This window comes from Phycisphaerae bacterium, assembly GCA_019636475.1.
In the GTDB taxonomy this organism is placed as follows: Bacteria; Planctomycetota; Phycisphaerae; order UBA1845; family UTPLA1; genus JADJRI01.
Window position 1 is genome coordinate 266,925 of record JAHBXN010000001.1, and the last position, 25,659, is coordinate 292,583.

Annotated in this window: 20 protein-coding genes and 1 tRNA gene; 14 read left to right on the forward strand and 7 right to left on the reverse strand. The window is 60.1% G+C overall.

The genetic code is table 11. The features are described 5' to 3' along the window. Window positions 1–2 precede the first annotated feature (2 nt). Together KF841_01165 and KF841_01170 are read right to left on the reverse strand one after the other, a co-directional pair. Window positions 3–815, reverse strand: a complete 813-nt coding sequence (locus tag KF841_01165) for a type III pantothenate kinase (protein ID MBX3393955.1) — start codon at window positions 813–815, stop codon at window positions 3–5. A gap of 233 nt (window positions 816–1,048) precedes the next feature. Continuing rightward, entirely contained in the window at window positions 1,049–1,408 is a 360-nt protein-coding gene (locus KF841_01170; GenBank protein ID MBX3393956.1) for an Hpt domain-containing protein, read from the reverse strand. A 248-nt stretch (window positions 1,409–1,656) separates the two neighbouring features. Between KF841_01170 and pyrH the strand changes: the two genes are divergently transcribed. The 6 genes from pyrH to KF841_01200 all read left to right on the forward strand — a co-directional run bounded on the left by pyrH (window position 1,657) and on the right by KF841_01200 (window position 11,976). Continuing rightward, window positions 1,657–2,379 carry a UMP kinase gene (gene pyrH / locus KF841_01175; protein MBX3393957.1) on the forward strand — a complete coding sequence of 241 codons (723 nt, stop codon included), beginning with the start codon at window positions 1,657–1,659 and terminating at the stop codon, window positions 2,377–2,379. Between the two features lie 21 nt (window positions 2,380–2,400). Further along, window positions 2,401–3,531, forward strand: a complete 1,131-nt coding sequence (gene rlmN / locus KF841_01180) for a 23S rRNA (adenine(2503)-C(2))-methyltransferase RlmN (GenBank protein MBX3393958.1) — start codon at window positions 2,401–2,403, stop codon at window positions 3,529–3,531. 129 nt (window positions 3,532–3,660) lie between these two features. Next, complete coding sequence (gene tilS, locus KF841_01185; protein ID MBX3393959.1) at window positions 3,661–4,737, forward strand: tRNA lysidine(34) synthetase TilS; 1,077 nt, start codon at window positions 3,661–3,663, stop codon at window positions 4,735–4,737. Further along, window positions 4,734–6,131, forward strand: coding sequence for a glycosyltransferase family 39 protein (locus tag KF841_01190; protein MBX3393960.1), 1,398 nt, complete (start codon window positions 4,734–4,736; stop codon window positions 6,129–6,131). Before tilS ends, KF841_01190 begins: the two co-directional genes overlap by 4 nt. Window positions 6,132–6,146: 15 nt before the next feature. Next, window positions 6,147–9,812, forward strand: a complete 3,666-nt coding sequence (locus KF841_01195; GenBank protein MBX3393961.1) for an AsmA-like C-terminal domain-containing protein — start codon at window positions 6,147–6,149, stop codon at window positions 9,810–9,812. Between the two features lie 55 nt (window positions 9,813–9,867). Beyond that, entirely contained in the window at window positions 9,868–11,976 is a 2,109-nt protein-coding gene (locus tag KF841_01200; protein ID MBX3393962.1) for a chloride channel protein, read from the forward strand. 68 nt (window positions 11,977–12,044) lie between these two features. Here KF841_01200 and KF841_01205 read toward each other — a convergent pair. Continuing rightward, window positions 12,045–12,118: transfer RNA gene (locus KF841_01205), tRNA-Met, on the reverse strand. Window positions 12,119–12,250: 132 nt separating this feature from the next. Next, window positions 12,251–12,958 carry a hypothetical protein gene (locus KF841_01210; GenBank protein MBX3393963.1) on the reverse strand — a complete coding sequence of 236 codons (708 nt, stop codon included), beginning with the start codon at window positions 12,956–12,958 and terminating at the stop codon, window positions 12,251–12,253. A gap of 236 nt (window positions 12,959–13,194) precedes the next feature. On the opposite strand from KF841_01210, the gene KF841_01215 reads away from it, so the two are divergent. The 6 genes from KF841_01215 (at window position 13,195) to KF841_01240 (ending at window position 19,098) form a co-directional block, all read left to right on the forward strand. Then, window positions 13,195–13,671, forward strand: a complete 477-nt coding sequence (locus tag KF841_01215; GenBank protein ID MBX3393964.1) for a hypothetical protein — start codon at window positions 13,195–13,197, stop codon at window positions 13,669–13,671. Window positions 13,672–13,926: 255 nt separating this feature from the next. Further along, window positions 13,927–14,430: a hypothetical protein gene (locus KF841_01220; protein ID MBX3393965.1), complete on the forward strand. Its 504-nt coding sequence runs from the start codon at window positions 13,927–13,929 to the stop codon at window positions 14,428–14,430. 62 nt (window positions 14,431–14,492) lie between these two features. Continuing rightward, window positions 14,493–15,599 (forward strand): class III poly(R)-hydroxyalkanoic acid synthase subunit PhaC, encoded by a 1,107-nt coding sequence (gene phaC / locus KF841_01225; GenBank protein ID MBX3393966.1) that lies wholly within the window; start codon window positions 14,493–14,495, stop codon window positions 15,597–15,599. Window positions 15,600–15,717: 118 nt separating this feature from the next. Then, a complete protein-coding gene (locus KF841_01230) occupies window positions 15,718–16,533 on the forward strand; it encodes an SDR family oxidoreductase (GenBank protein MBX3393967.1) in 816 nt (271 codons plus the stop codon). A gap of 345 nt (window positions 16,534–16,878) precedes the next feature. Further along, window positions 16,879–17,625 carry a 3-oxoacyl-[acyl-carrier-protein] reductase gene (gene fabG, locus KF841_01235; GenBank protein ID MBX3393968.1) on the forward strand — a complete coding sequence of 249 codons (747 nt, stop codon included), beginning with the start codon at window positions 16,879–16,881 and terminating at the stop codon, window positions 17,623–17,625. Window positions 17,626–17,823: 198 nt separating this feature from the next. Then, complete coding sequence (locus tag KF841_01240) at window positions 17,824–19,098, forward strand: Nramp family divalent metal transporter (protein MBX3393969.1); 1,275 nt, start codon at window positions 17,824–17,826, stop codon at window positions 19,096–19,098. A 34-nt stretch (window positions 19,099–19,132) separates the two neighbouring features. Here the strand turns inward: KF841_01240 and KF841_01245 are convergent, their stop codons facing one another. After that, entirely contained in the window at window positions 19,133–20,368 is a 1,236-nt protein-coding gene (locus KF841_01245) for a homogentisate 1,2-dioxygenase (protein MBX3393970.1), read from the reverse strand. A gap of 178 nt (window positions 20,369–20,546) precedes the next feature. Here KF841_01245 and KF841_01250 point away from each other — a divergent pair, with 178 nt between their 5' ends. Further along, entirely contained in the window at window positions 20,547–21,950 is a 1,404-nt protein-coding gene (locus KF841_01250) for a hypothetical protein (GenBank protein ID MBX3393971.1), read from the forward strand. Between the two features lie 153 nt (window positions 21,951–22,103). Next, entirely contained in the window at window positions 22,104–23,459 is a 1,356-nt protein-coding gene (locus tag KF841_01255) for an amidohydrolase family protein (protein MBX3393972.1), read from the forward strand. A 120-nt stretch (window positions 23,460–23,579) separates the two neighbouring features. Here the strand turns inward: KF841_01255 and KF841_01260 are convergent, their stop codons facing one another. Beyond that, window positions 23,580–24,524: a carbamate kinase gene (locus tag KF841_01260; GenBank protein MBX3393973.1), complete on the reverse strand. Its 945-nt coding sequence runs from the start codon at window positions 24,522–24,524 to the stop codon at window positions 23,580–23,582. Between the two features lie 92 nt (window positions 24,525–24,616). Next, window positions 24,617–25,654 (reverse strand): ornithine carbamoyltransferase, encoded by a 1,038-nt coding sequence (locus KF841_01265; protein MBX3393974.1) that lies wholly within the window; start codon window positions 25,652–25,654, stop codon window positions 24,617–24,619. Window positions 25,655–25,659: the final 5 nt, after the last annotated feature.

Below are 25,659 nucleotides of genomic sequence, written 5' to 3' on the forward strand. Positions count from 1 at the left end.
GTTCACTGTTCTTCGCCGGAATCCGCAAGAGGTGAGAAGTGCATCCGGTATGCGACGGCGACGCCACGGATGCACAAATCAGGAACGATGCGGTCGATTATCTCGGCATGTCGCCCGATCAGTTCGGCGTTGCCGCCGCAGGCGACGAGATCGGGCCAGGATTTCAGCTCTGTTGCGTAGCGTTCGGTAATTTCACGAAGCCCACCGACAACTCCGTACACAATGCCCTGGCGGATGGCCTCGGTTGTTGATCCGCCGTAGGTACCTTCCGGCGATTCAATCGTGACGCGCGGCAGTTGTGCCGTATGTTCATTCAGTGACCGCGCCTGGAGATCCAGTCCCGGCAGAATCGCCCCACCCATGAACGCGCCCTCGTCATTGACGCAGTCGATGGTGATCGCCGTGCCGAAGCTGGCCACGACGCAGGCATGCTTCAACGTGTCATACGCGGCAGCAGCGGCGCAGACCCGGTCGATACCAACCGATTCGGGGGATTCGACTGCAAGCGACAACGGCCGATGGAGGTCCTCCCCGACGATGAGCAACGGAGACTGAAGCAGATCCTCGATGGGTCCGCGCAGTCGCTCCAGCACCGCCGGGACCACCGACACACCAGCCACAGCTCTCAATCGATCCGGAGGAAGCGCGTTCCATGCGGCTTCGGCCGCATTCAGAACGGCCTCAATCTCGTCATGGCTGAATCGTTCGTGGGAGAAAATCTGCCCCGCGACCGAAGTGGCCACGGAGATGTGCGAATTTCCGATTTCAATGATGAGCAGCGATGCGCCGGCTCGTGGGTCATTCAATACGCTCACGCGGTGTCTCCTGCGTCAGACCGTCGCGAGGCGGGTCGCTGATCGCGGAGGGGTCTTCAGTCCAGTTTGAAGATTATATCGGGACGCGGGAATAGGGCACACGTGGGTCAGGTTATAGTGGATGAGGTCATCACGACCTCGCTTTCCTCTCTCCTTTCTGCGCCCCGGGAACCATGCCTGGGAAACGCAGTTTCGCCCCGTTACCCGACGGGGCGAACTTTTTTTTGCCCACGTCAATCGCGAATACGACTCCGCGAGTCAATGCCCTCCCGGATGCGGTCTGTCAGCGAGCGAAGCTCGGCAAGTTGGGTTTCGAGCGACTTGACCATCCCTTCCCGAGCAGACCGCTCGATCGCCGAGGCGTACGCAACCAGCTCCGGATAACCATGACCACCGCCGGACAGAGCGAGGGCGCGGGCCGATTCGATCAGTTGATCAAAAGCCGACTGATCCAGCGCATCCTGCAATTCCTGAATCGTCTGGGGTAATGCCCGCGCGAACATGTCAACGACATCCCAAAGCTCGGGGCATTCCGCGAGGATGTTCGAAAACTGTGGATCGGACTGACTGGATTGGGGGTTCGAGTCGCTCATCGGTCACCTCTCATTGGTCATCATCGAAAGCCGAACCAGGCCGCTTGAACCCCGTTCAGCCGAGGCCCGATAAGCACGCCTCGGGACCGGAGCCAGATTGCCGGTTCGAGCATCCGCTTCGGACGGCAGCCCGAGTCCCTGTCGATCCGCATGGCTTGCCGCTACTATCCGTCCCGCCAGAACAAAGGAGTGGATGAATGGCGACAATCAAGACCCCCGTAAAGAAGAAAACCGCTGCCCGATCCGCATTGCGCAAGCGGGTTTACCGGCGCGTTCTGTTAAAAATCTCCGGTGAAGGCTTCGCTTCGAGTCACGGCGATTTCGGCATCGACGGCGAAGCGGTCCGACGGATCGCGGCCGAGATCATCGCGGTTCGCGAACTGGGCGTGGATGTGGCGGTGGTGGTTGGCGGCGGCAATTTTATCCGCGGCACCACGCTAGCCTCGCAGGCCCGAATCCAGGAAGCGACGGCCCATTACATGGGCATGCTGGGAACAGTCATTAACGCGCTGGCCTTGCAGGACGTTCTCGAAGACCTCGGTCAGCCGACGCGTGTGCAATCGTCGATCGCAATCCACAGCGCCTGCGAGAATTTCATTCGACGTCGCTGCATCCGCCACCTTGAGAAAGGGCGCGTCGTCATCCTGGCGGCGGGCACCGGCCGGCCGTTCGTCACGACCGACACCGCGGCCGCGCTCGCATCGGTGGAGATCGGAGCGGACATCCTGTTCAAGGCAACCAAGGTTGACGGCGTGTACACCACCGACCCCAAAAAGGACAAACGTGCCGAGTTTCTTCCGACACTCACTTATAATCAGGTGATTGACAAACGATTGAAGGTCATGGACGTGTCGGCCGTCGACATGTGCCAGCGGCATGGCGTGCCGATCAAAGTGTTCAACCTGATGACGCCGGGGAACATGCGTCGCGCCGTGATGGGTCAGAATGTTGGAACGCTGATCGGCGAATAGGACGCAAGTTCCGCGATAACCATGTCTGATACTCCCAGTCCATCCAGTCGCCGGCATCTGCTCTCAATGTCGCTGCCGGAATTGGTTCGCGATTTTGAAGCGATCGGCGAACCCGCGTACCGCGCGACGCAGGTCATGCAGTGGATTTACGAGCGCGGCGCAACTTCATTTGAGGCGATGACGAACCTGTCGAAGCAACTCCGCTCCGCAATGGCCGATCGATTTGTCCTGTTCACCTCTGAGATCACACGACGGGCGGCATCCAGCGATGGAACAGTCAAGCTGCTGCTGCAGTGGGAGGATTCCCAGACCAGTGAATGCGTGATGCTCCCATCGGAGCACCACATCACGGGCTGCATCAGCTCGCAAGTGGGCTGTCCAGTCGGGTGTCGTTTCTGCGCCAGTGGTCTGGACGGCCTGAAGCGGAATCTGACGTCCGGCGAAATCGTGGAGCAGGTGCTGCGCGTCGCCGCCGAGGCCGCGACAGCGGGCGGCCGATTGTCCAATCTGGTGTTCATGGGATTAGGCGAACCGCTCGCCAATTACCAGAACGTGATCTCGGCGGTTTATACAATCAACGCTCCGTGGGGGCCGAACATCGGCGCAAGAAAAATAACGATCAGCACGGTCGGACTGCCCAAGCAGATTCGCAAGCTGGCGGACGAGGGACTCCAATTGAATCTCGCGTTATCGCTGCACGCGCCCAATGACGAGTTGCGGCAGCAGTTGATCCCCTGGGCGGAAAAGATCACGATCCGTGAACTGGTGGATGCCTGCCGCTACTACTTCAACCAGACCGGCCGCGAAATCACGCTTGAATACGCACTGCTCCACGGCACGAACGATTCGCCCTCCCATGCCCGCGAGCTCGCTCAATTCGCCCGGCAACTCCGGTGCAATGTCAACCTGCTGCGGTACAATCCGGTTGAGCCGCTTCCCTATCGACGGCCGTCGAGTGAAGACGCATTCACCTTTCAGCAGGCGCTGCGTAAGCACGGAGTCAACGCGCACATTCGCAAGTCACGCGGCCTGGATATTGACGCCGCTTGCGGGCAACTGCGCCGCAAGGCGATGATGAATGCAGATTCCGCCGATGCAGTCGCCGATGCGCGCGCGACCATCGAAATCAACATCGATCGCAAGGACGAATAGGATCGGCCGGAAGTTGAATTTGTCGAAATTCGGATGCGAGGCCCATTGGGCGCGAACGGAGGATGCGAATCCCGGCGTGCCCGGCCCGTCAAAGTCATGGCATGATTCCCGTTGACTCGGTGCACGGCGATGGACACGCGCCGCTTCCACAAACTCCTGTATGAGGCGACTGTTCGGCTCCTGCCGCGCGAGGCAGCCGTTGTCTGCGCCGTGTCGGGCGGCTGCGATTCGATCGCCCTGCTTCACGGACTTTTCCGGATGAACCAGCTTCGTAAATGCGGACTGCATCTGTGCGTCGCGCATCTGGATCATCATCTGCCGCCAGGCAGCTCCGCGCAGATGGCGGAGTTCACGCATCGAAACGCGGCCGGGCTGGGGCTTCCGTTCTACGAGGAGCGGATCGACGTGCCGGCACGATCGGCGTCGACGGGCGAATCGTTCGAGGAGGCCGGACGAAAGGCCCGTTATGAATTCTTCGAACGTGCGGCCGATCAGTTCAATGCGAAATTCGTAGCGGTCGCCCACCAGGCGGACGATCAGGCCGAGACAGTGCTGCACCGTATCCTCCGTGGCACAAGCCTGAAAGGGCTTGCGGGCATGTCCGAATCGCGTCGCCTCCGGCCCGACCGTGAGATTCGGATTGTTCGTCCGATGCTCTCGCTGAGACGATCGGACGTGACCGACTATCTGCACCGGCGCGACATTCCATTCATGCACGATCCGACGAATGATGACACAGCCGTGGCAACGCGCAATGTGCTGCGACACGCGCTACTCCCGGAAATTCGCCGATTGATCAACCCGAACGTGGACGGGGCCCTGACTCGTCTTGCGGCCCACGCCCGCCACGCGGCCGATTTCGTTTCCGAAACGGCCGCTGGACTGTTCGATGCCGCCGCGGCCTGCGCCGATTGCGACGCCATCACACTCCGTGCAGCCGCCTTGTCCGACGCATCGGCGGCGGTCCTGGGCGAAGTCGTTCTCATCGCGCTGCGTCGGTGCGGCGCGGGATTGAAGGCGGTCAGTGCGGAGCGAATTGAAGCGGTGACCCGGGCCGTCAGGCCAGAGATCGCGCATCGAATCGTCGAACTGCCGGACAGAATGATCGCGGAACGCCGCGGGAAATATCTGTTCATCAAGAGACGCCGACCGGAAGCCAGGCCTGATGCCACGATCGATACACCGGAGGTGCACCCGGTTCGATGAACGTCAGCGACGCCATTGCGAGTGAGAACCTGCGGGCCGATTGGGCATCGGCGAGCTATCGCAGGGGCCTTCGTATCGCGGTCGTTGCGGCGTGCATCGCTCGAATCGCGGTGCTCGCCTTTGCCGAACGGCGACCCGCGCGATTCGATTTTCCGGATTCTCATCGGTATGTGCAGGTTGCGCGGCACATCGCAGCCGGTCTGGGTCCGATCGATCATGAGCAATTGCGAAGCGGCACCGATCCGCTGTATCCATTTGTCCTGTCGGTAGCGCCGCTGGCCGGTTTCAACTCGGAAGACGCCATCCTGCGATTCGGCCGCATCTGCAATTCAATTTTCGGGATCGCATCGGTCCTGCTGCTCGCTGGTTTGGGACGGAGGATACTTGGCGAGCGGGTCGGCCTGATTGCGGCGTTCATTCTCGCGCTCGATCCGATTCTCCTCTTTTTCAACGGATTGGTCCTGACCGAGTCGCTCTACATTCTCCTATTGCTGGCGAGTGTTTATTCGATGACTCGCTCCGCATTGCGCCGGACCGGCGAATCCGCCGCGTCGGTTCGCGCGGAACGGGACTGCATCGCATGGGCGATGCTCGCGGGAATCTGCATCGGTGCGGCGACACTGACCCGAAGCACCAACTTGTTCCTGCCGATCGCGCTTTGCCCGATTTTTCTCATCCTACTCACAAGGCGGCCCTTTCGATCGGCCGGGCTACCAGCGCTCGGCGCGACAACGGGCGGGCAGGCTCAAAACGGCCTGAACTTGCCTGTCGCAGGAATCCCGTACACCAACATGCGTAATCTGTCGGCAGTGGGCACATTCTTGGTTTGCAGTGTCCTTGTCCTGACGCCGACCATGATTCGCAACTATGGAATCTATGGCGCATTCGTCCCGACGCGAATCGGCGGCGGCGCAAGCCTCATGGAAGCGCTCGGACCGTGGGCCGATGGAGCTCCCGGGATGGATCGCATTCAGTATCCGCCATTCCCGCCGACTGCGGACGAACTCAAACGCGATCGTATCTGCCGTCAGGCCGCCATTGACTGGGCTGCGGCGCATCCGGCGGATACAGTGCGGCTGGCTTTGGCAAAGCTCAAAAGAACGTGGTCGATTGAGATCAACGCATCTGGCTATACAACGCCTGTTCTGCGTGCGGCGTGCTGGTTGACCGTTGCACCCGAGTTTCTTCTGACGATCGTCGGAGTCGGGTTATTGCGGCGGCGGCCGGACCTGATCGCGTTATTGCTCGCACCCGCTGTCTACTTTAGTCTGGTGCATGTGGTATTCGTTGGTTCAGTACGCTATCGGCTTCCGGCGATGCCTTTTCTATTCCTCCTCGCCGCATCGGCCATCGCGGCGTTTCGGTCGGGCCGCCGGGTGGCACGCACCGGCTGATCGTTGCGAACGTTGATGCCTCAGACATCATACAGACCATCCCGACTGGAGCATTGGCGAAGATTCTTCGCGAGCACGACATTCCTGCGCCATCCGGTCTCCGTGGCCCGTGAGCGCATCGGAGCGGCCACGCTTGCCTTGCTTCTAACCGGCTTCGGCATTTATCTATTGACGACGCGTGACGCGGCAATTCGGCAGCGTGCGATTGACTTCATCAGAAAATCAACGCCGGGCGGACTCGAAATCTCGGTCGGCAGCGCCAGCTTTGGTATGTTTGATGGCATTACGCTACACGATGTGCAGTTGGCCGTGCCCAGCGACGATCGACTTGATCCGACCGCGAAGGACTTTTCATCGCGTTTGATCTTCTCGTCGCCCGCGCTGAAACTCGTTCACAACCCCTGGCTGCTGATTCTTGGGAAACTGCGCGTCGAGCAGGTGACCGCCGTCGAGCCGACGATTTACCTGCGCCACAACGTCGATACGGGCCTTCGAAACTGGCAGCTCCTGACCGCCGAGAAAAAAAACGTCGGAGACCGCCGACAAACCTATCGACCGATCATCACGCTTCGGTCCGCGCGGGCGGTCGTGGTCGGCATCGATTCAACGGGAACCCGAGAAACTCGTGAGGAGCGGCTCGACGCGGATGTCCGGCCACACCCTCAAGCCGAAACCGGCTATTACATTGAGGTCCGTCGCTATTCGGAGCCCGTGGAACGGACCACGGTTTATTTCGATCCCGGCGAGCGGATGGTGGCAAACACGCCGTTTGTCGATGCCCGCACGATCCGCCTGCAACTTCCCAAAACCGCGCGCGATCTGTTCGATCGAATCGCGCTGCGCGGCGAGGTGCGACTTTCGCGGCTGCTTTATGACTCGCTCAGCCAGGAAAATCGAGACACCGAAATCGTTCTTCGCCGGGTGCAGTGCGATATCCCGCTGGCAATTCTCGAGAGCGAGAAGCCAAAAGAACCCGCCGACGCCGGATCGCCGCCGACGAGCGATGAGAGCCTGGTGCACATGAATGATGTGCGCGGCTCGATCACGATCATCGGTGATCGTTTTCATATGAACATAGCCGGACAAGTCAATAACGCCCCATGTCGCGTCCATGGAGAGCTTTGGAACACGACAGCCGACGAATTCAAGGATTTCGGAGTCAATGTCACCGTTGAAGCACGGGATCTTCCCGTACCCGAGGGCAAAGCGCGCAATCGGCTGCTCGCCGAGAATGCCCGAACGCCCGGAGCGCTGCGGAATTTTCTCGAGGACTACGGCCCGCACGGAAAGCTCAACGCCTACCTGAAATTTACGCGGCGTGCGAACCAGGCCGGCACGATGCGCACGGACGGCTATGTCATACCGCTGGGCATGCGAGGCTCCGCAAAATGGTTCAAGTATCCGCTGGACGAGGTTCGTGGAACCATCCATTTCGCGGGAACGCATGTGCGAATTGAAAATCTGCACGGGCGCCACGGTTGCGGGAGTGCCAACATCAATGCGCTCATTGACGTCCACACCTATTATCCTGATGTCGATCTGGACATCCAGGCCACATCCATCCCGCTTGACGCCAAACTCTTCGAGGCCCTGCCGGATCGCTACAAAAGCGTATTGCAGCGGTTCCGGCCGCGCGGAATGGCGCATGTCAGGACACGGCTTCAACGCCCCGGCGTGTTACAGGATCAACCGAAGCCGAAATGGACTCAGTTGTTCACCATCGACCTGGTCGATGTCAGCGCATCGGTTCAGCCGCACCCGTATGTGCTTGAAAATATCCACGGCCGGCTTGAAGTGGATGGTGATCGCATTCAGATCAACCGCGTATCCGGCGATTCGAACGGCGCATCGATGGAGTTCGACGGTTATGCCATCGTCCCGGCCGACGGCGATCCGGAAATGGAAGTGCGCGTCGAGGCGACTGGCATTCGCATGGACGCCGAGTATGTCGCATCAATGCCTTCGAAGATCGCAGCGGAACTTTCGCAGTTCCGCCCGGTCGGAGTCGTCGATCTTGTCGGCATCGTGTCCACGCACAAATCCGGCGGCGACATGCAGTGGGATCTTTCCGCGCAGCTTCAGGACGCGACAATCCAGTATGCACAGTTTCCCTATCTGCTCGAACATGCCGCCGGCGAACTCGAAATCGACAACGATGGCGTGCGAATTCTCGAACTGAATGCAAGTCACGGCGCAGCCGCGATTCAGGCTTCAGGCGACGTCCGCCGCTCGACGCAGGGCGGCCGTGTGGTCGATCTCGATTTCAACGCCAGGGGCGTGCTGCTGGATGAGACGCTGCACGAATCGTTGCCGACGGGCCTGAAGGACATCTGGGCAATGCTCAATCCGCATGGCAAGGTGCGCATTCGAACGCACATCCGAACAGAAACGGACGAGCTGAACAGCCGGCTACTCCATCGCACCGAAATCGAACTGATCGACGCGGCAATCCTCTTTCGACCTTTCCCGCTGCCATTGACCGCGGTCAACGGCAAGCTCATGGTCATCAACGACCGCGTTGAAATTGTGCAGCTTTCGGCCCGGTCCCAAGACGCGACGATTCAGATTCGTGGCGATTTTCAGTTCGGAGCGTCGGGACTTCAGGGCGTGCTGCGGATCGAAGCGCAGGATCTGTCCTTTGACGAGACCCTCGTTTCGGCATTGCCCACGGCGCTTCAGGAATTCGTCCGAGCCACCCAGGCGACCGGCCGATTCAACCTTTCACTTCTCCCGCTGCAATTCACGACAGACGAAGAAGGCCGGCTTGAATGGCGTTTTTCCGGCGCCATGACGATGGCGGCGACCAACGCGAAGATCGGACTGAAATTGGAGAGTTTCAACGGATGCATCACCGGGCAGGGGTTCGTTGCCGGCGATGGCAGCGTCGATCTGGATGCAAGAGTCTCCGCACAGACGGTCAAAATGGCCGGATGGCTGGTGAACGGATTGGAAGCGCGCCTCCGGACTTCAGAAGACCGCAGGGTCATCACCATCGATGAGGCCCGCGCAAAGATGTACGGGGGCGATGCAGTCGGATCCGTCGAGATCGAGCTCGGAAAGCGCCGCGCCGAGTACAGAGCTTCGATCACGGCCAGGGACATGCAGCTCGATCAATACATCATGATACACCATCCACCCAGGTCCCCCACGGCAACCCCGGCGAATGCGGACATTGCAAAGGGGAGCGTGACCGGCAATCTTATTCTGAGCGGCATGACCGGACGGAACGGGTACAACGAGGGCAGCGGAGAATTCTACATCCGCGAGGCCCAGGTCTGGAAGCTCCCGTTGATCCTTGCGATATTCCAGGTTCTCAATCTCACACCGGATGAAAACGTGTTTCACGACGGACTCCTGAAATTCTATCTTTCAGAAGATCGCGTGACGTTCCAGAAGATCGACCTGCAAGGCAAGGCAATGTCATTCATCGGGAGCGGAACCCTCGATCTTGGGTCGAATCAGATCGATCTCGTGCTGCTGGCTGGCAGCCCGGTGCGCATCAAAGTCCCATTGTTGAGCGATCTTCTCGAAGGTGCGGCGAGGGAAATCATGGAGGTTCGCGTCACGGGCACGCTGGCTGAGCCGATAATCACGCCGCAGCCGCTCAAGAGCCTTACAAAGGCTCTGAAAACCGTATTCCCCGATGCACCGCCGCCGCGGAAGCGGGAATCCCCAAACTAGCGACGCTTCGGCCAGTGCCCTATCATCGATCCCGGCTCCTGGCCGAATTGAAAAAATGCTCGATGCTTCTGCTTCCATCATGCGCGGCATGGCCGACCTCCGCGGACCGGCCGGCCGCTGGACACGCCTGTTCGCTCTCGGCATTGTCGTCGGTGTCCTCGGTGGGCTTGCCGCCGCCGCCCTCCATGCGCTGCTTGAGTTTGGAACGCACCATATCGTGGGCCGTGTGGCAAACCTCGGCGGCCTGGATACGTTCCGATTTGAATGGGTCCTGCTGCTGATTCCGGCGATGGGCGGACTGGCGTCGGGAATCATCACGACGCGATTTGTCCCGACGGCGCGCGAGCACGGAACCAATGCCGTCGCCCGGGCATTCCATCACAGCCTCGGTCATCTTCCGCTCAAAGGTCCGCTTGTTCGAAGCCTGGCCTCGGTCGGCGTCATTTCCTGCGGCGGATGCGCCGGGCCGGAAGGCCCCATCGCAGGTCTGGGCGCGGCGATCGGTTCTGCTGTCGGACGGCTTTTCAAATTGACCGCGCGCGAGCGACGATACATGCTCCTGGCCGGCTGCGCAGCCGGCGTCGGCGCGATTTTTCAATGTCCTCTGGGCGGCGCGCTGTTTGCAACGAGCGTTCTATACAGCGAAGAAGAGTTCGAGTCCGGCGCGATGGTGCCTTCGTTTGTCGCCTCGGTTATCGCCTACACGACGTTCAAAACGATTCTCGGGGGTCTGGGCAGCGGCGGTTTCCTGCTGTCCACCAATCTGAGCGGCGGATTGACGTTTGCTCACCCGTGGGAACTCGTCCCCTACGCATTTCTCGGCCCGCTCTGCGGGCTGATCTCGATTTTCCTCAGCGCTTCATTCTTCTACGCTGAGCATCGCCTCGTGCCCAATTCGTCCCTGCCGAAATGGTTGCTGCCGGGAATCGGTGGACTGGCTACCGGCGCGCTGGCCTGCATGCTCCCCCAGGTCATGGATTATCGATACGAGTTCGTTCAGAACGCCATGACCGGATTCCGCGAATCGGGCATCGAATCCGCCTTTGGTTCGTGGAACTTCGTGAAGCTATTCGGCGCGGTGGCTGTTGCAAAGTGCATCGCAAATGTCTGTACGGTCGGGAGTGGCGGCTCGGGGGGAAACTTCGGCCCCTGTGTTTTCATCGGCGGGACCGTGGGCGCCTTCATGGGAGCACTGCTCGAAGCGCTCTTTCCAGGGCAGATACCGGAACATCTCCGACAGGCGTTGATTCCTGTCGGCATCGGAGGCGTTCTCGCCGCGGGGATGCGCACGCCCGTCGCCGCGATGGTCATGGTGATGGAAATGACAGGCAGCTACGGCCTGATCGTCCCGCTTATGCTCGTATGCATGAGCGCTTACGTGGTCGGCCGTCGCTGGGGACTGAATGATGAACAGGTTCCAACATCCGCGCAGTCGCCGGCTCACGCGGGAGACGCCGTCGTCCACCTGCTGGAGAACTGGCAGGTCGCGGATGTCATGGAGCCGACATGGCCTGACACCGTGTCACCCGAGACGCCGCTCCGAACAATGATCGAGCGGATTCGCCCCGGTACCCGCCCGGTCTTCGCAGTCACCGAACAAGGCAGGCTGCGCGGCCTCGTGTCAGTGCCGGACATCCAGCGAATCATGGAAGAGCCTTCGATGGCCGAAGTGGTCATCGCCGCCGACATGATGACCGAGCAGCTTGACACTGTTCACCCGGACACGGACGTCTACAGCGCGCTGGCGGTCTTCCGCCGGGGTAATCACGAGGTTCTCCCCGTCGTGCAGCGCGGTCCCGAGGCAAACTGGGTCGGAATGCTCTCCCGAAAACAGGTCTACGAGCAGATTCAGAATCACCTCGCCGAAATGCACCGGGTCATGTTCCGCGAACACACGGGCCTAGTGGCGATTGAGCAGGAGGGCAAGCTGCAGCAGCTGGTCATGGGCGTCGCGCCCATGAAGTCCGACATGATACAGCGGCTGCTCGTCCCAATTGATGTCGTTGGCAAGTCACTACGCGACGCCGATTTCCGACGGCACTACGGCGCTCAGGTCATCGCCATCGAAAACCCTGACGGCCGGATCGAATGTCCGCCGAATCTCGATACCCCGCTCATGACCGGCCAGCGGTTGATCGCGATTGTCTGGACCGGCGAGAAGTAGATCGGCCTCCGAGGAGAATTCCACACCTCAACGAAGATCGGCGAATCGGAATGAAATCAGGCCCGAACTGCTGGCGACTGGAGTCGAACCAGTGACCTTGGGTTTATGAATCCCATGCTCTAACCAACTGAGCTACGCCAGCGATTGACTGCCCTACTTTATACGACTCTCCGTCGGATTCGGCAAGCAGCCGTTGCGGGACTTCGCCCACCCGGGCGGCCGTCCTGCATCGCCGATCGCGACGAGCCAGGCGGCGACATACCCCCGGTTGTGCTCATTTTCGCTTCCGGGGATTACTCGGTCTTTGAGTCTTCTTCGGTCGTCCGCGAACCGGACTGGCGGCGGTTCGCAGCGCTTCCAGTTCAGCACGAAGGACGTCCATCTGCTCTCTCAGGGCGGCCAGCGAACCCGGATCGCTGTCAGGCTCGCCTCCCGGGTCCGATCGCCCGCCGCCCATGACCGGTTCGACGGGAGACTCGCGCGCCGCATCGGCGGACGGCTGATTCGAACCGCTTTGTGCACCCGAGCCGAATCCATGCGGCCCCGCGCCGGAGATCCCGCCATTCGGAATGAGCATGCGCACCCAGTCAAATGGCGCCATGGGCGTGAGCGCGCTGAATCCGATTCGCCGGAGGTAATCGTCGAATTGCCTGCGGGACTGGACAAACGCGTCCATCGCGCCGGCGAAGTACTGATCGATGAACTTCCGGATCATTTGTTCGTTGGCCTGAATCGCCTGGTGCAGCAGTGAGGACGGAAACAAATCAAGTTTTGGCGGATCGTGTTCAAGGATGATCAGGGCGAGCACGACGTTGGTGATATCGGTACCGGTGGCGGAGTCCGTGACGTGGATCTGGTTGCCGCTTCGAACGAGATCGTGGAGGTCCGAGAGCGTGACATGCCGGCTGCGAGAGACGTCATAGAAGCGGCGATTGGGATATTTTTTGATCTCGAAACGCCGCGGTGCACTGGACTGGGTCATGACTTTACCCTTCCTCGTTATTTCGCGAACGCAATAAATTTACGTTAATCGCACAATCCACCAACATTCAGTAAATGTAAAGCATTATATTCAATGCTCTTACGTGTATCCAGGTATTTTTTGCGATTGCACAAATTTCTGTTGCCGACCGCAAAAGACGACGATATAGTTATAGCAGAAATCGGGAACAACACCGAACTGAGGAAAAGGAAAGTTTCGAGTAAGGAGCAACGACGATGGCAGCGCAGACGATGGACAGCAAGACGATGAACAACAACGGCGTGGACAACATGTTCAAGACCGTTAACGAGAACTTCCGAACTGCTTACGATAACAGCGTGAAGTTCCAGCAGGACACCATGAAGGCTGTCACCGGCATGTTTAACGGTTGCGATTCCATGGATGACTATCGCAGCAAGTTCGAAGTCATGGCAAACGACACGATCAACATGGTCCGCAAGAACGCCGAGCAGACCCAGAAGTCCTTCGACGAGAACTGCAAGAATGGCATGAACGTCATTAAGAAGGCGTTCGAGACGACCCGGGGCGACAACAAGGACATGTTCGTCATGAGCCGCGACATGTTTTCGACCATGTTCGACATGATGAAGTCAAATGTCGAAATGTTCACCAGGACGACCACGGCCACCATCGAGAACATGAGCGATTTCGTCAACAAGTCGATCAGTTCGACCGCGCCCAAGGGCAAGTGATAAACTGCCCGCCCGGCAGGCCGGCCTTCGCGGCCGAAGGTCGATCCGGACAGATGCCACCGGCATCCATGTTCATTGCGGCAGCCGATTTGCAATAACAACAGCGACTGACTCCCGGCATTTCGGTGCCCATCATGAACAGGACAACACCCCGCACGCCGGTGTAACGATTCCGAGGCCACGGGCGCGACCCAGTCGTTCCCGTGGCATTTTTCATTCTACGTGCGGCGCAGTCGCCGCCAGGGAAGACAAAACATGGCTGATCAGCGAATCACGACCGATCCATTCGCAAATTTCTGGAACGAATTCATGTCGCGCGTCGGCGTGGACGGCTCTGCCGCAAACAATGGCGCCGGTCCTGTCCCGGCATTTACGGAGTCATCGCGTCAGATGCAGCGCATCTTCTTTGATACGATGGCGAAGTACGCCGACGACTTCATGCGATCAGAGCAGTTTCTGACAGCCATGAAGCAAACCATGGATCAGTCGCTGCAGATGAAGCGGCTTTTCGACGACTTCCTCGTGAAGGCCCAAAGAGGAATGCAGGCGCCCGTGCGGGCCGACGTCGACGACATCGCGAGCCTCATGCGGGGAATTGAGAATCGCGTATTAAACCGTCTGGATGCACTGGAGGAGAAGGTCGCAGCAGTGGAAGAGTCGCAGCGGAGCGGACGCGGCGTCAAGGCGAGCCTGACGAAGCGTCCCTCCGTTTCGGCGACCCGCGCCAAACGGCAGGCGGGCGGCAAAGGCAAACGCTAAACAGAACCACGACCCGGACGAGACGTTTCACGATTACAGCACGGTCTCGAGAGGCCCCACTCATGAACAGCACCTTTACGAACCCGTTCGCGGCGATGTTCCCGCAAAACGCATCCGCCTTTCTCCCTGATGTCGAGGGCTTTCGCCAGCGCATGATGGCCATGCCGAAGATCATGGAAATCGCCCAGCGCGTGAAGGTCGGGGCTTCACCCAGCGAGGTCATCTATCAGGAAGACAAGCTGCGTGTTCTCCATTACGAGTCCGATGTCCCGAAGCAGTATCGCACGCCGATCATACTCTGCTTCGCACTTGTCAATCGGCCGTACATTCTGGACTTGCTGCCGCACAAAAGCGTCGTTCAGCAGTTTCTCCGCGCGGGCTTCGACGTCTTCCTGATTGACTGGGGCGTGCCTTCCGAATCCGACCGCCACCTCACCATCGAACACTATGTCGAGCGCTACCTGCACAACGTCGTCCGCGAGGTCGCCAAGTTCTGCGAGGTCGATCAGGTTTCACTTCTTGGCTATTGCATGGGTGGAACGCTCAGCGCGATGTACACTTCGCTCCACCAGGAAATGATTCGCAACTTCATACTGATGGCCGCTCCGATCGACTGGTCCAGCCGCGAAAGCCTCCTGGGTGCATGGACGGATCCGAAATACTTCGACGTCGATGCAATGATCGACGCATTCGGCAACGCGCCGCCCCAGTGGCTTCAGGGATCCTTCGCCATTCTCAAGCCGGTCAGCAATTTGATCGAGAAGTGGTTCGGCTTCTATGAGAAAATGACGGACGAAAAATTCGTCGAGGAATTCGTCGCGATGGAAACATGGGGCAACGACAACATCCCCGTCGCCGGCGAAACATTCCGGCAATTCGTGAAGGATTGCTTCCAGAAAAACCTGCTCCTCCAGGGTAAGATGCGACTGGGCACAAAGCGGATCGACCTTCGCAACATCACCTGCCCCGTGCTCAATCTCATGGCATCGAACGACCACCTCGTACCTTGCGGCCAGAGCGCGCCGTTCAACGACGCAATTGGCTCGACCGATCGAAAGTCGATCACATTCCCGGCGGGCCACATCGGATTGTCGGTCGGCAGCAAAGCGCACAAGGAGTTATGGCCCAGGGCTTGCGAGTGGCTGGGAGAGCGCAGCGAGAGAATCTGACGTATCGTCCACGGAACGGAAATCGCCGCCCAGCGCGGCATGTGCAAGGATGCAATGATCTGGGGGAGTCGTCTCGGCACGCAAAGCGCCGAATGATCCGGCAAAGGGGTATTAAATCATGGAACTCAAAGGTAAAACAGCGGTCGTCACGGGCGCAGCCAGCGGTATTGGCCTGGCCACCTGCGAAGCAATGGCAAAAGAGGGAGTCACCGGCATCGCGATGGTCGATCGAAGTGCGGCCGTTTCCGATGCCGCACAAAATCTGAATTCGACGGCAGGGCGCGAAGTCGCCTTTCCGTTCATCGGCGACGTCACGAGTCAGGATTTTCGCAAATCGGTCTTCGCCGCGATGCACCAGCGGTTTGGCGCGGTCCAGCTCTGCGTTCCGGCAGCAGGGATCACGCGCGATCGCCTGTCGCTCAAAATCGATAAGGAAACCGGCAAGGCCGACATCTATCCACTGGACGACATGCGGACACTGCTCGACATCAACCTGATTGCACCCATCTACTGGGCCATCGAGACCATCGCAAGCATTGCGGCAGATCGCGTGCGCCGGCGACTGGGTCGATGGGATTCTTCAGAAGGCGCGCAAGGCTGTGTCGTCTTGATCGGTTCTGTGTCGTCATCCGGCAACAAGGGTCAGATCTCGTACGCGACAGCAAAGGCCGGACTCGAAGGCGCACAAGCAACGCTCGCCAAAGAGGCCATCTACTTCGGCACGCGGTGCGCAATCATCCATCCGGGCTATACAGACACGCCGATGGTTCGATCACTCGGTGAGGATTTCATCAGGGAGCAAATTCTCCCCCACACGCAACTGAGGCGACTTTGCCGCCCCGCCGAGATTGCCGATGCGATCGTCTTCATGCTCAAGAACTCGGCGGTCAGCGGTTCGCTCTGGGTCGATGCCGGCTGGCATCCGGCGGCGTGAGGCCGCGCCCCGCCGAGCCGCCCGACATTCTGTTTCCCAACCCAACGGATCGCCGCTGCAGCCCGACCGAAGATCCGCTCCGCCGGAACATTGCCGGCTCTGCCGCACGCTGGATGTCGATCGGGGTCCGCCGCAGGTGCAGGTTGGTGCCGCGCGCAGCTCCCGAACCCCTTCGGGCGAGCCAGCGTGTGCCGTGCCACTCACTGGACAAGCGAGCAATGGGCCGCCGCCCGTTTTTCGCTTCGCATTTGCCCGCCGACCCCGTTACAATCCGCTTTCGCAGGTCCGATCCGGAAGTTTCTCCGGCCGACGGTTGCACGTCTTCAGAAACTTGAGGTGACAATCATGGGCGTACTCGACGGCAAGGTGAGTCTGGTCACGGGCGGCTCACGCGGAATCGGTCGCGCCATCTCCATCGCGCTGGCGGAAGCAGGCTCCGATGTCGCGATCAACTATGCACACAACCGCGCACGGGCCGAGGAAGTCGCCGACGTAATCAACAAGATGGGCCGCAAGGCCCACGTCTACATGGCCGACGTTTCAAAAACCGAAGACAACGATCGCATGGTCGAAGCCGTCTTCAAGGACTTCGGTTCAGTCCAGATCGTCGTCAACAACGCGGGCATCACGCGCGACAAGTCGTTCGTCAAGATGGACCGGCAGATGTGGGATGAAGTGCTAACGACCAATCTCACAGGCCCCGCAATGGTCATCTACCGCACAATCAAGCCGATGATCGAGTCCGGCTGGGGCCGCGTGATCAACATCAGCAGCATCGTCGGCCAGATGGGCAACTTCGGTCAGGCCAACTACGCCGCCGCCAAGGGCGGTCTGGCCGCCCTCACAAAGACTCTCGCACGCGAGTTCGCCAAGAAGAACGTCACGGTCAACGCCGTGGCCCCCGGATTCATCGAAACCGATATGACCGCCGACGTCCCCGATGCCGCGCTCGATGCCGTACGCCAGCTCACTCCGATGGGCCGGCTGGGCAAGCCGGAGGAAGTGGCTGCGACGGTTGTCTTCCTCGCGTCGCCGGCGGCCTCGTTTATCACGGGCGAAGTCATCGGCGTCAACGGCGGCATGTACATGTAAGTGCATGTTCGGTGGTGACCCGGCCTGCGACCTCGCGGGTGAGCAAATCGCCTACTCTGTCCACACGAAGCTTCGCCGTGCATCCGTCGTGGCACGCTCGGATCCGATGCTGAAACCCAGTCCACTGGACGAGCATCACATTCGCATTGCAGCCATTGGCTTGCATCGGCTGCGGCCCGCGACACAATGGCGGCCACGATGTCAGGTCGGCTGCGTCAAATCCTCATTTCACTCGCGCCCGGAATACTCGTCGCCGCGACGGGAGTCGGTTCGGGCGATCTGATCACCGCGGCCTTTGCGGGTTCACGCGTCGGCGCAGGACTGGCGTGGGCGGCCGTCGTTGGCTCCGTGCTGAAATGGTTTCTCAATGAGGGCCTCGCCCGCTGGCAGATGGCGACGGAGACGACGCTGCTCGAAGGCTGGCATGAACAGCTCAGCAAATGGGTTCGCTACGTTTTCTTCGGTTACCTGCTGATCTGGGCTTTCGTTACCGGTGGCGCGATGGTCAATGCATGCGGAGTCGCCGGGCTGGCGCTTTTTCCGATCGGCGACGATCCCGCTCGCGCCAAGATCATCTGGGGAGTCGTTCACTCCATCGTCGGCCTGGTGTTCGTGCTGCTGGGCGGTTTCCGGCTGTTCGAACGCGTCATGGGCGTCTGCATCGGTGTCATGTTCGTGACCGTCCTGGTCACCGCGGCATTGATCATCATTCGGCGCGACGCTGCCGCGGACCTGGCCAGCTTGCAGTTCCCGACCGATCCTTCAGGCCGAAAGTGGCTGCTGGGCGTGCTCGGCGGTGTCGGCGGAACGGTGACACTGCTCTCCTACGGGTACTGGATTCGCGAAGAAGGCCGGCGCGGAGCGGATGGCGTGCGAGCCAGCCGCATCGATCTCGCGGCAGGCTATGCCATGACCGGGCTTTTCGGCGTGGCGATGATCCTGATCGGATCGCAGCTTTCGCTGTCCGGCGGGGGCGATTCAGTCGCACTGCAACTGGCTGAGCAGTTGCAGAATGCCGTCGGCACGGCAGGCCCCGTCTGTCGTTGGGTGTTCCTGATTGGTTTCTGGGGTGCGGTGTTCTCGAGCTTGCTCGGCGTCTGGCAGAGCACACCCTACTTCTTCACCGACCTCATCCTGCTCGGCCGTCGCCACACGGCGCAGGAGCGGCGGATGATTGTTTATGACCGCACTACGACCTACCGCGTCTGCCTGGTGCTGATTTCGATTGTCCCGCTTATTCTACTGTGGCAGCCGTCTGCGACGATTCAACTCGCCTACACGGTCCTCGGCGCCTTCTTCATGCCGTTTCTCGCGCTGACACTGCTTCTGCTAAATAACAGCCGCGCGATCCCTCGCGAATTTCGCTCCGGGCACCTCACCAACGCCGCACTGGTCATCACGCTCTGCTTCTTTGGATATCAAGGCGGGCTCGAAATCTACGAAACGATCGTTCGCGCATCAACCGGTTCATGACGAGCGACGATCGCGTCCATCGCCGGGACAGCCGTCAACGCGCGCCTGGCGCATCCGCTTCGCCGGATTCCTTCGCGACCCACGTCAGATGATAGTCCTTGTCCTCCAGTTCATGCGCGAGCTTCGTCAATTTCAACTGCTTATATGTATCGCACATGACCGCGAGTTCGCTCGTGCGATCGTGTCCGATGCTCCGCTCATAGGTGCCGGGATGCGGCCCGTGAGGGATGCCCGCGGGATGCAGGCTGATGGATCCGCTGTCAATTCCGCGCCGGCTCGTGAAATTGCCGGCGACATAGAAAAGAATCTCGTCCATATGCACACTCGCATGGCCATAAGGACAGGGTATCGCCTTCACACCGTTACGGTCGTAGTAGTCCACCTTTCGCGGAACGAAGCTGCACACCACGAACTCATTGCCGGCAAAGGTGATGTGGGTCGTCGGCGGCAGATGCACGCTGGCCGTGCGCGGCTGATAGTCCTCGATATTGAAGGCCACGGGATAAACACTGCCGTCCCATCCCACCACCTCGTGAGGAAAGTGTTTGAACAAGTGCACGGTCAATGTGTCCTCGCGTTTCACCACAAGCTTGTACGGCGGCTTGCCGTGCGACGCCTCACTATACATCAGCAGCGATTCCGGTCCGCGAAAATCCCGATGGCAATAGGGTGCATAGTCTGTGATCTGACCGTGGGAATTACGAAACTCCTTGGGAATATCGATCCAGCCTCGCCCCTCAAACACGAGGTACTCAGGTGACTCGCCCCCCGTCCCGGTTGCATCCCATGCGATGCGATAAGGCGTGCCGCGCGGGATCAGCACATAGTCTCGCTCGCGAAACGGCGTAATACCAAAGATCGACTCAACGCGGCCGCTGCCCTTGTAGATGAAATAAAGTTCCTCTCCATCGCCGTTGCAGAAAAACCGACTCGACATCTGAGTCGGCTTGACCATGCAGATGTGGACGTCGCTGTTGTACATCAGCACGCGGCGCGCATCGAGAAAATCACCCGACAGCTTCAGAGCCTGCGTCCTGACGTGCCGTCGATACAGCGGCTGCTCGTCAAGCGGTTCGAACGGGCAGAACCCGTCGATCGAAAGCCGCTCCACCGCGTTTTCGTCGGTGGGTGGCGTGCGAAAATACAGCGTCGAGTACGGCCCTTCGAATCCCTGGCGTGTAAAACACTGCTCCATCAGCAGCTTGCCTTCGTCGTAGAAGCTGACGTGCTGCTTCGGCGGTATCTTTCCCAGACGCATATATTGAATCATGAGGAACTCCGTACTGGATCAATTCCCTTTAGCCACACGAGCGGCAAAAAGCCCTTCGAGCCGAATGACCGCATTATAAGGCAATCACGCCAAATCACACGGCCCGCGCATCGTCGCTCGCCGCGAAACCGCTCCCCGCCGCATGGCGCTCACAATCCGCCACGTTGCATTTCCCGCGATGTCTTCCATAATCGCTTTCACGATGGCCCAGCACTTCCGTCTCAATCCTTGTGATTACCTCTTCTGGGGTCAGCACCGAATGAATGCTCGGCGCGGCCAAGGCGGAAACGTCGCGTTCATGCTCATGGATCTGGAGGGAGAACTGAGAGCGGACTGGCTGCGAGACGCCTTGGCTGCCGTTATCAAGGAGCACCCAGTGATTCTGGGCCGCTTTGATTGCACCCTCATCACCGGGCGACCGATGTGGACCGTACATGCTCCCGCGCGTTCTGATCTTGATCGCGCGGTCGATCGCGCGTTTCGCCACGAAGACCTGCGAAATGATCCGCACTGGCGGGAAACGCTCGCGGAGCGCTCCGCGGTCGGAAACGTCACCAACTGGAATACAAACGCCGACCCGCTCGTTCGGTTGGAGCACTACGCCCTTCCGAACTACTCCGCTCGCCTGATCATCCGCTGGCCACATGCGCTGATGGACGCGGAAGGCGCGCAATGGTTTCTCGGCGAGTTGTCACGATGTGGAGCGGGTCAGTCGCCAAGGCCAGCATCCCTCGCCGACGATCACGAGATTATTGATCCGATCGCAGCACACGGCTTGCCGACCCGCTGTCGGCTGTTCGCACGCGGCGCGAGTTATCAACGCACCCACAGCAAATCCCGGATTCGCTTGATGCCGCCCGAATCTACGACCGGGCCTATCGATCACCGCGTGATTCATCGAAATCTGTCTGCGGAGGAAACACGTCGCGTGCAAGCCGCCGCCAGGCTCACAATGCCATCCGGCCCGCTCCTCTACGCAAGGCATCTTGCAGCCAGCATCGTTCGAGCGGTCCATCGATTGTACCTTCAGCGCGGCATCGAAACGGACGCCTACCTGATCACCCTGCCCATGCGCGTCGGCTCATCCGATCCGGCCGGCAAGCTCTTCAGCAGGCGACCCATGAACGGCAACTATCTTATCTCGCCAATGCTCTGCATCCCGCGCGGGATCGCCGCCGATCCGCAGGCCATCGGTGAGATGATCACAAACCAGCTCACAAGTTACCACGAGCGCCGCGGCGACCTGCTGCAATGGACGATGATGTGGGCCGCATCGCTGATTCACGCATGGGTCTATGAGTTGGTGTTCGCTCTGCCATTCGGCGGAGGGAGTTTCGCGACAGGCAATTCGTTCTACGGCGAAATCGACTCGCCGGTCCGACGGATGGGGGACGCCACCGTCTCGAATCTCTGGGGCGGCGGACCCAATACGACGCCACCCGGCTTGAATCCCGTCTTTTCGAGATTCGCAGATCGACTGAATCTGACGCTGACATACACTCGCCCGGCGATCTCGGATGCGACCGCCGCCGAATATGTTAAACTGATCGAATGCGAGATGACTGGCGAATCGTTGAAATGACAATTCCGATTCACCATCGCCCTTGGGGATGCCGGAGAATCGGCGAATGCCGCGGCAGACCGGCTCGCTCCGATGACTACGACGTACGAAGATGGGTCAGAGGACCCGAATGTCGCGGCTCAAACCAGGGCTCACATTTCGAATCGCAGGCATATGTCGCTGTCGATTATTAATGCCACGCTCTTCCACCTTGATCCAGTGAGGATCGAATGCGGTGCAATTCGCGCCGTCGGCAATCGAATTGATGCCGCCGGAACGGGCGTCACCGCGCAACCCGGCGACGACGTCATCGACGCCGGCGGAGCGGTCGTCCTGCCGGGGCTTGTCAATGGGCACACCCATCTCTACTCCGCGCTGGCCGCGGGGATGCCCATGCCGCCGATCGCACCCGCCGACTTCCACGAGATTCTGAAGTTCATCTGGTGGCGGCTTGACCGCGCGATGGATGCCGAATCGATCGAAGTCTCCGCGCGAATCGGCGCGATGGACGCAATGGCTTGCGGCACCACCACCCTCATTGATCATCACGCCTCGCCGAACCACATCGATGGATCCCTCGATCTGCTTGAGCGCGGCATCGCTGAAGTCGGCCTCCGCGCCATTCTCTGTTACGAGGTCACCGATCGTAACGGACCTGCCCGCTTCGAGGCCGGGCTCTTCGAAAATCGCCGCTATCTGGACAAGCTTCGACTGAACGACCCCAATGGCCGATTCGGCGCGATGGTCGGTGCACATGCCGCTTTCACGCTATCGGACAAGTCATTGCTGGCATGTGCCGGCCTCGCGGAGGAATACAGATCCGGGCTGCATATTCATGTCGCCGAAGACCCGTGCGATGACAAGATTTGCCGACAAATCCACGGCCTGCCGCTTCTCGACCGGCTTCGGAATTGCGGACTGTTGCCGCCTGGCGAGGCTGCCGCGGACAGCCTGATCGCGCGATCCATTCTCGGCCACGGCACCCATCTTTCGCCGGCGGATGCCGCGCGTCTGTCATCCATCGCCGCGGGAATAGCCCATAACCCGCGATCCAATATGAACAACGCCGTGGGCTACGCCCCCATCCGCCACATGACCCGCGTCATGCTCGGAACCGATGGCATTGGCGGCGACATGTTCAACGAATGCAGAACCGCGTGGTTCAAGTATCGCGACTCGTGCGCGAACGGTGACGCGGGACTCGCACCGGCACGATTCCTCGACATGCTCGCCCACAATGCACGGGTCGCCAGCGGGGTTCTCGGCGTGACGCTTGGCCGGTTGGAAGCCGGAGCGGCTGCCGATCTGATCCTGACGAACTACGTACCCGCGACGCCGCTATTGTCGGAGAATGCGCCGGCCCACTTCATCTTCGCGATGGGTCCGCAGCATATCGATTCGGTCTTCATCGACGGGGAAGCGGTCTTTCGCGACCGGACGGCCACCCGTGTCAATGCACGCGCGGCCAGAGAACACGCCGCCCACTGCGCCGCCGGGCTTTGGGACCGAATGCAACAATTGACCGCCTGAGCCTAATCCTGCGATCGTCGGGCTCCGGCGATTCCGGTTTGAGACCTCTCGCCGAAATAAATCCGGCCGGGCGCCTCATTCGAGCGGCGATTCATAACCACGTCAGCTTCGGCGAGCGCCTTACAACGTGATCGTCGTGCCGGTTTCGCCCGCCAGCGCGGCAGGAACCTTGTCCAGATCGGCAATGACGGCACGCGCCGTTGGATCTCCGCGATCCTTTAGAAACTGCACCGCGGCCTGAATCTTGGGCAGCATCGAACCGGCCGGAAATTGCCGGTCGGCGATGTGCCCTTCGATCTCCGCGACGCGCACATGGGTCAGTCCCCGCTGATCCGGCTTTCCGTAATTCACATACACATGATCGACGGCCGTGACGAGAACCAGTACGTCCGCCTCAACAGATGCCGCTATTATGGCACTCGTGAAGTCCTTGTCGATCACGGCTTCCACGCCGTGTCGCTCCCCTTTTTCATTGATGATGACCGGGATGCCGCCCCCGCCCCCCGCGATGATTAGCTCGCCGGCTGCGACCAGCTTCTTGATCGTGTCGATGCACTCTACCGCCACAGGCTTCGGCGACGCCACGACCCGCCGCCAGCCTCGACCGGCGTCCTCAACGATTTTCCAGCCGTCGCGCTCGGCATGCTGCCGCGCGCGCTCCTCCGAAAGAAACGGGCCGATCGGCTTGGTCGGATTGGCGAATGCCGGATCATCCGCATCGACAATGACCGGCGTGACGATTGCAATGCACTCACGGTCACGCCCCCGATTGTGCATCTCGTTGCGCCAGGTCTGACTGATCATGTAGCCCATGCCCGCCTGCGTGTCCGCGACGGCCAGACCCAGGTCGATCGGATAGACCTCGCCGGAGGAAATCTCCACGCGGCGCATGATCGAACCGACCTGCGGTCCGTTCCCGTGAGTCACGGTCACCTGACATCCCTGGAAGACTAGGTCCGCGAGTGTTCGGGCGACGAGGCGACTGCGGGCAAACTGCTCGCCAATGTCACCACGCCCCCCCGGAGCGATCAGCGCATTGCCGCCGATGGCGACGACGGTTTTCATTTGGACGTTCCACCTGACCTGGTTGAGAAAATCGGCTCTACGTAGAAGATCTTGAGGGCGACCTCATCCCGCGGCTCCCGCGCACCACACGCTTACTTGAACGGCCGCTCTCGCATCGTCGACGCCATGATTGCCTTCGCCGTATGCAAGCGGTTTTCCGCCTCCTGAAAGACCACGGACTGCGGACCATCAATCACGGCATCCGTCACCTCGGCGCCGCGATCGGCCGGCAGGCAGTGCATGTATATCGCGTTGCTTCGCGCAAGTCTCATTCGCTCCGAGTTGCAGATCCACGGCTTGTACTTCGCATTCATCGAAAGCATCCGTTCCTCGATCTGCTTCATCTGGGCGTCGCTCCGCGCGTCTCGTCGCTCCATCATCAGGTCGTACGGACCCCAGCTCTTGGGATACACGATGTCCGCGTTCTTGAACGCGTCGTCCATGTTCTCGACGACCTCGAACTTCGTCCCGGCCGCCCTGGCGTTTTCTCGTGCGGCTTTCATGCACTTGTCCATCAGCCGATACTCCGGCGGATGGGCGAGTGTCACGTCCATGCCGAATCGCGTCATCAGCGTGATCAAACCCTGAGGCACGGAGAGCGGCTTGGCATAGGACGGTGAATATGCCCAGCTGACCGCGATCTTTCGACCACGCAGGTCGTCTCCGAAAACCTCACGGATCGTCATGATATCGGCAAGCGTCTGCGTCGGATGATCGATGTCGCATTGCATGTTCATGACGGGAACTTCCGTCGCCGCCGCCACATCGCGCATGTATTTATTGCCTTCGTCCAGAATCAGATCATGGCGAATTGCAATGCCGTGTCCCATCGATCCAAGGATCAGTCCGGTGTCCTTCGCTGTCTCGCCGTGGGCGATCTGCGTGACCTTGCTATCCAGGAAATGCGCGTGAGCGCCGAGCTGAGTCGCTCCGGCCTCGAAGGCGTTTCGCGTGCGGGTGCTGTTATCGAAAAAGAGCAGGAACACAGTCTGATGGGGTAACAGGATCGTCGGTTCGCCGCGATGAAATCTCGCCTTCAGATCCTTCGCGACTTCGAGCAGATGGTTGAGTTCCGCCAGCGTAAAATCCTGCGTCTCGATGTAGTCGCGGCCTTTGAGATTGATCGCCATGTGGT

Bases quoted from the DNA above. Each gene is read 5' to 3' on its own strand.
- KF841_01170 (MBX3393956.1), bottom strand. From the start codon at position 1,408: ATGAGCGACTCGAACCCCCAATCCAGTCAGTCCGATCCACAGTTTTCG.
- rlmN (MBX3393958.1), top strand. From the start codon at position 2,401: ATGTCTGATACTCCCAGTCCATCCAGTCGCCGGCATCTGCTCTCAATG.
- tilS (MBX3393959.1), top strand. From the start codon at position 3,661: ATGGACACGCGCCGCTTCCACAAACTCCTGTATGAGGCGACTGTTCGG.
- KF841_01190 (MBX3393960.1), top strand. From the start codon at position 4,734: ATGAACGTCAGCGACGCCATTGCGAGTGAGAACCTGCGGGCCGATTGG.
- KF841_01195 (MBX3393961.1), top strand. From the start codon at position 6,147: ATGCCTCAGACATCATACAGACCATCCCGACTGGAGCATTGGCGAAGA.
- KF841_01200 (MBX3393962.1), top strand. From the start codon at position 9,868: ATGCTCGATGCTTCTGCTTCCATCATGCGCGGCATGGCCGACCTCCGC.
- KF841_01210 (MBX3393963.1), bottom strand. From the start codon at position 12,958: ATGACCCAGTCCAGTGCACCGCGGCGTTTCGAGATCAAAAAATATCCC.
- KF841_01215 (MBX3393964.1), top strand. From the start codon at position 13,195: ATGGCAGCGCAGACGATGGACAGCAAGACGATGAACAACAACGGCGTG.
- KF841_01220 (MBX3393965.1), top strand. From the start codon at position 13,927: ATGGCTGATCAGCGAATCACGACCGATCCATTCGCAAATTTCTGGAAC.
- phaC (MBX3393966.1), top strand. From the start codon at position 14,493: ATGAACAGCACCTTTACGAACCCGTTCGCGGCGATGTTCCCGCAAAAC.
- KF841_01230 (MBX3393967.1), top strand. From the start codon at position 15,718: ATGGAACTCAAAGGTAAAACAGCGGTCGTCACGGGCGCAGCCAGCGGT.
- fabG (MBX3393968.1), top strand. From the start codon at position 16,879: ATGGGCGTACTCGACGGCAAGGTGAGTCTGGTCACGGGCGGCTCACGC.
- KF841_01240 (MBX3393969.1), top strand. From the start codon at position 17,824: ATGTCAGGTCGGCTGCGTCAAATCCTCATTTCACTCGCGCCCGGAATA.
- KF841_01245 (MBX3393970.1), bottom strand. From the start codon at position 20,368: ATGATTCAATATATGCGTCTGGGAAAGATACCGCCGAAGCAGCACGTC.
- KF841_01250 (MBX3393971.1), top strand. From the start codon at position 20,547: ATGTCTTCCATAATCGCTTTCACGATGGCCCAGCACTTCCGTCTCAAT.
- KF841_01255 (MBX3393972.1), top strand. From the start codon at position 22,104: ATGTCGCTGTCGATTATTAATGCCACGCTCTTCCACCTTGATCCAGTG.
- KF841_01260 (MBX3393973.1), bottom strand. From the start codon at position 24,524: ATGAAAACCGTCGTCGCCATCGGCGGCAATGCGCTGATCGCTCCGGGG.
- KF841_01265 (MBX3393974.1), bottom strand. From the start codon at position 25,654: ATGGCGATCAATCTCAAAGGCCGCGACTACATCGAGACGCAGGATTTT.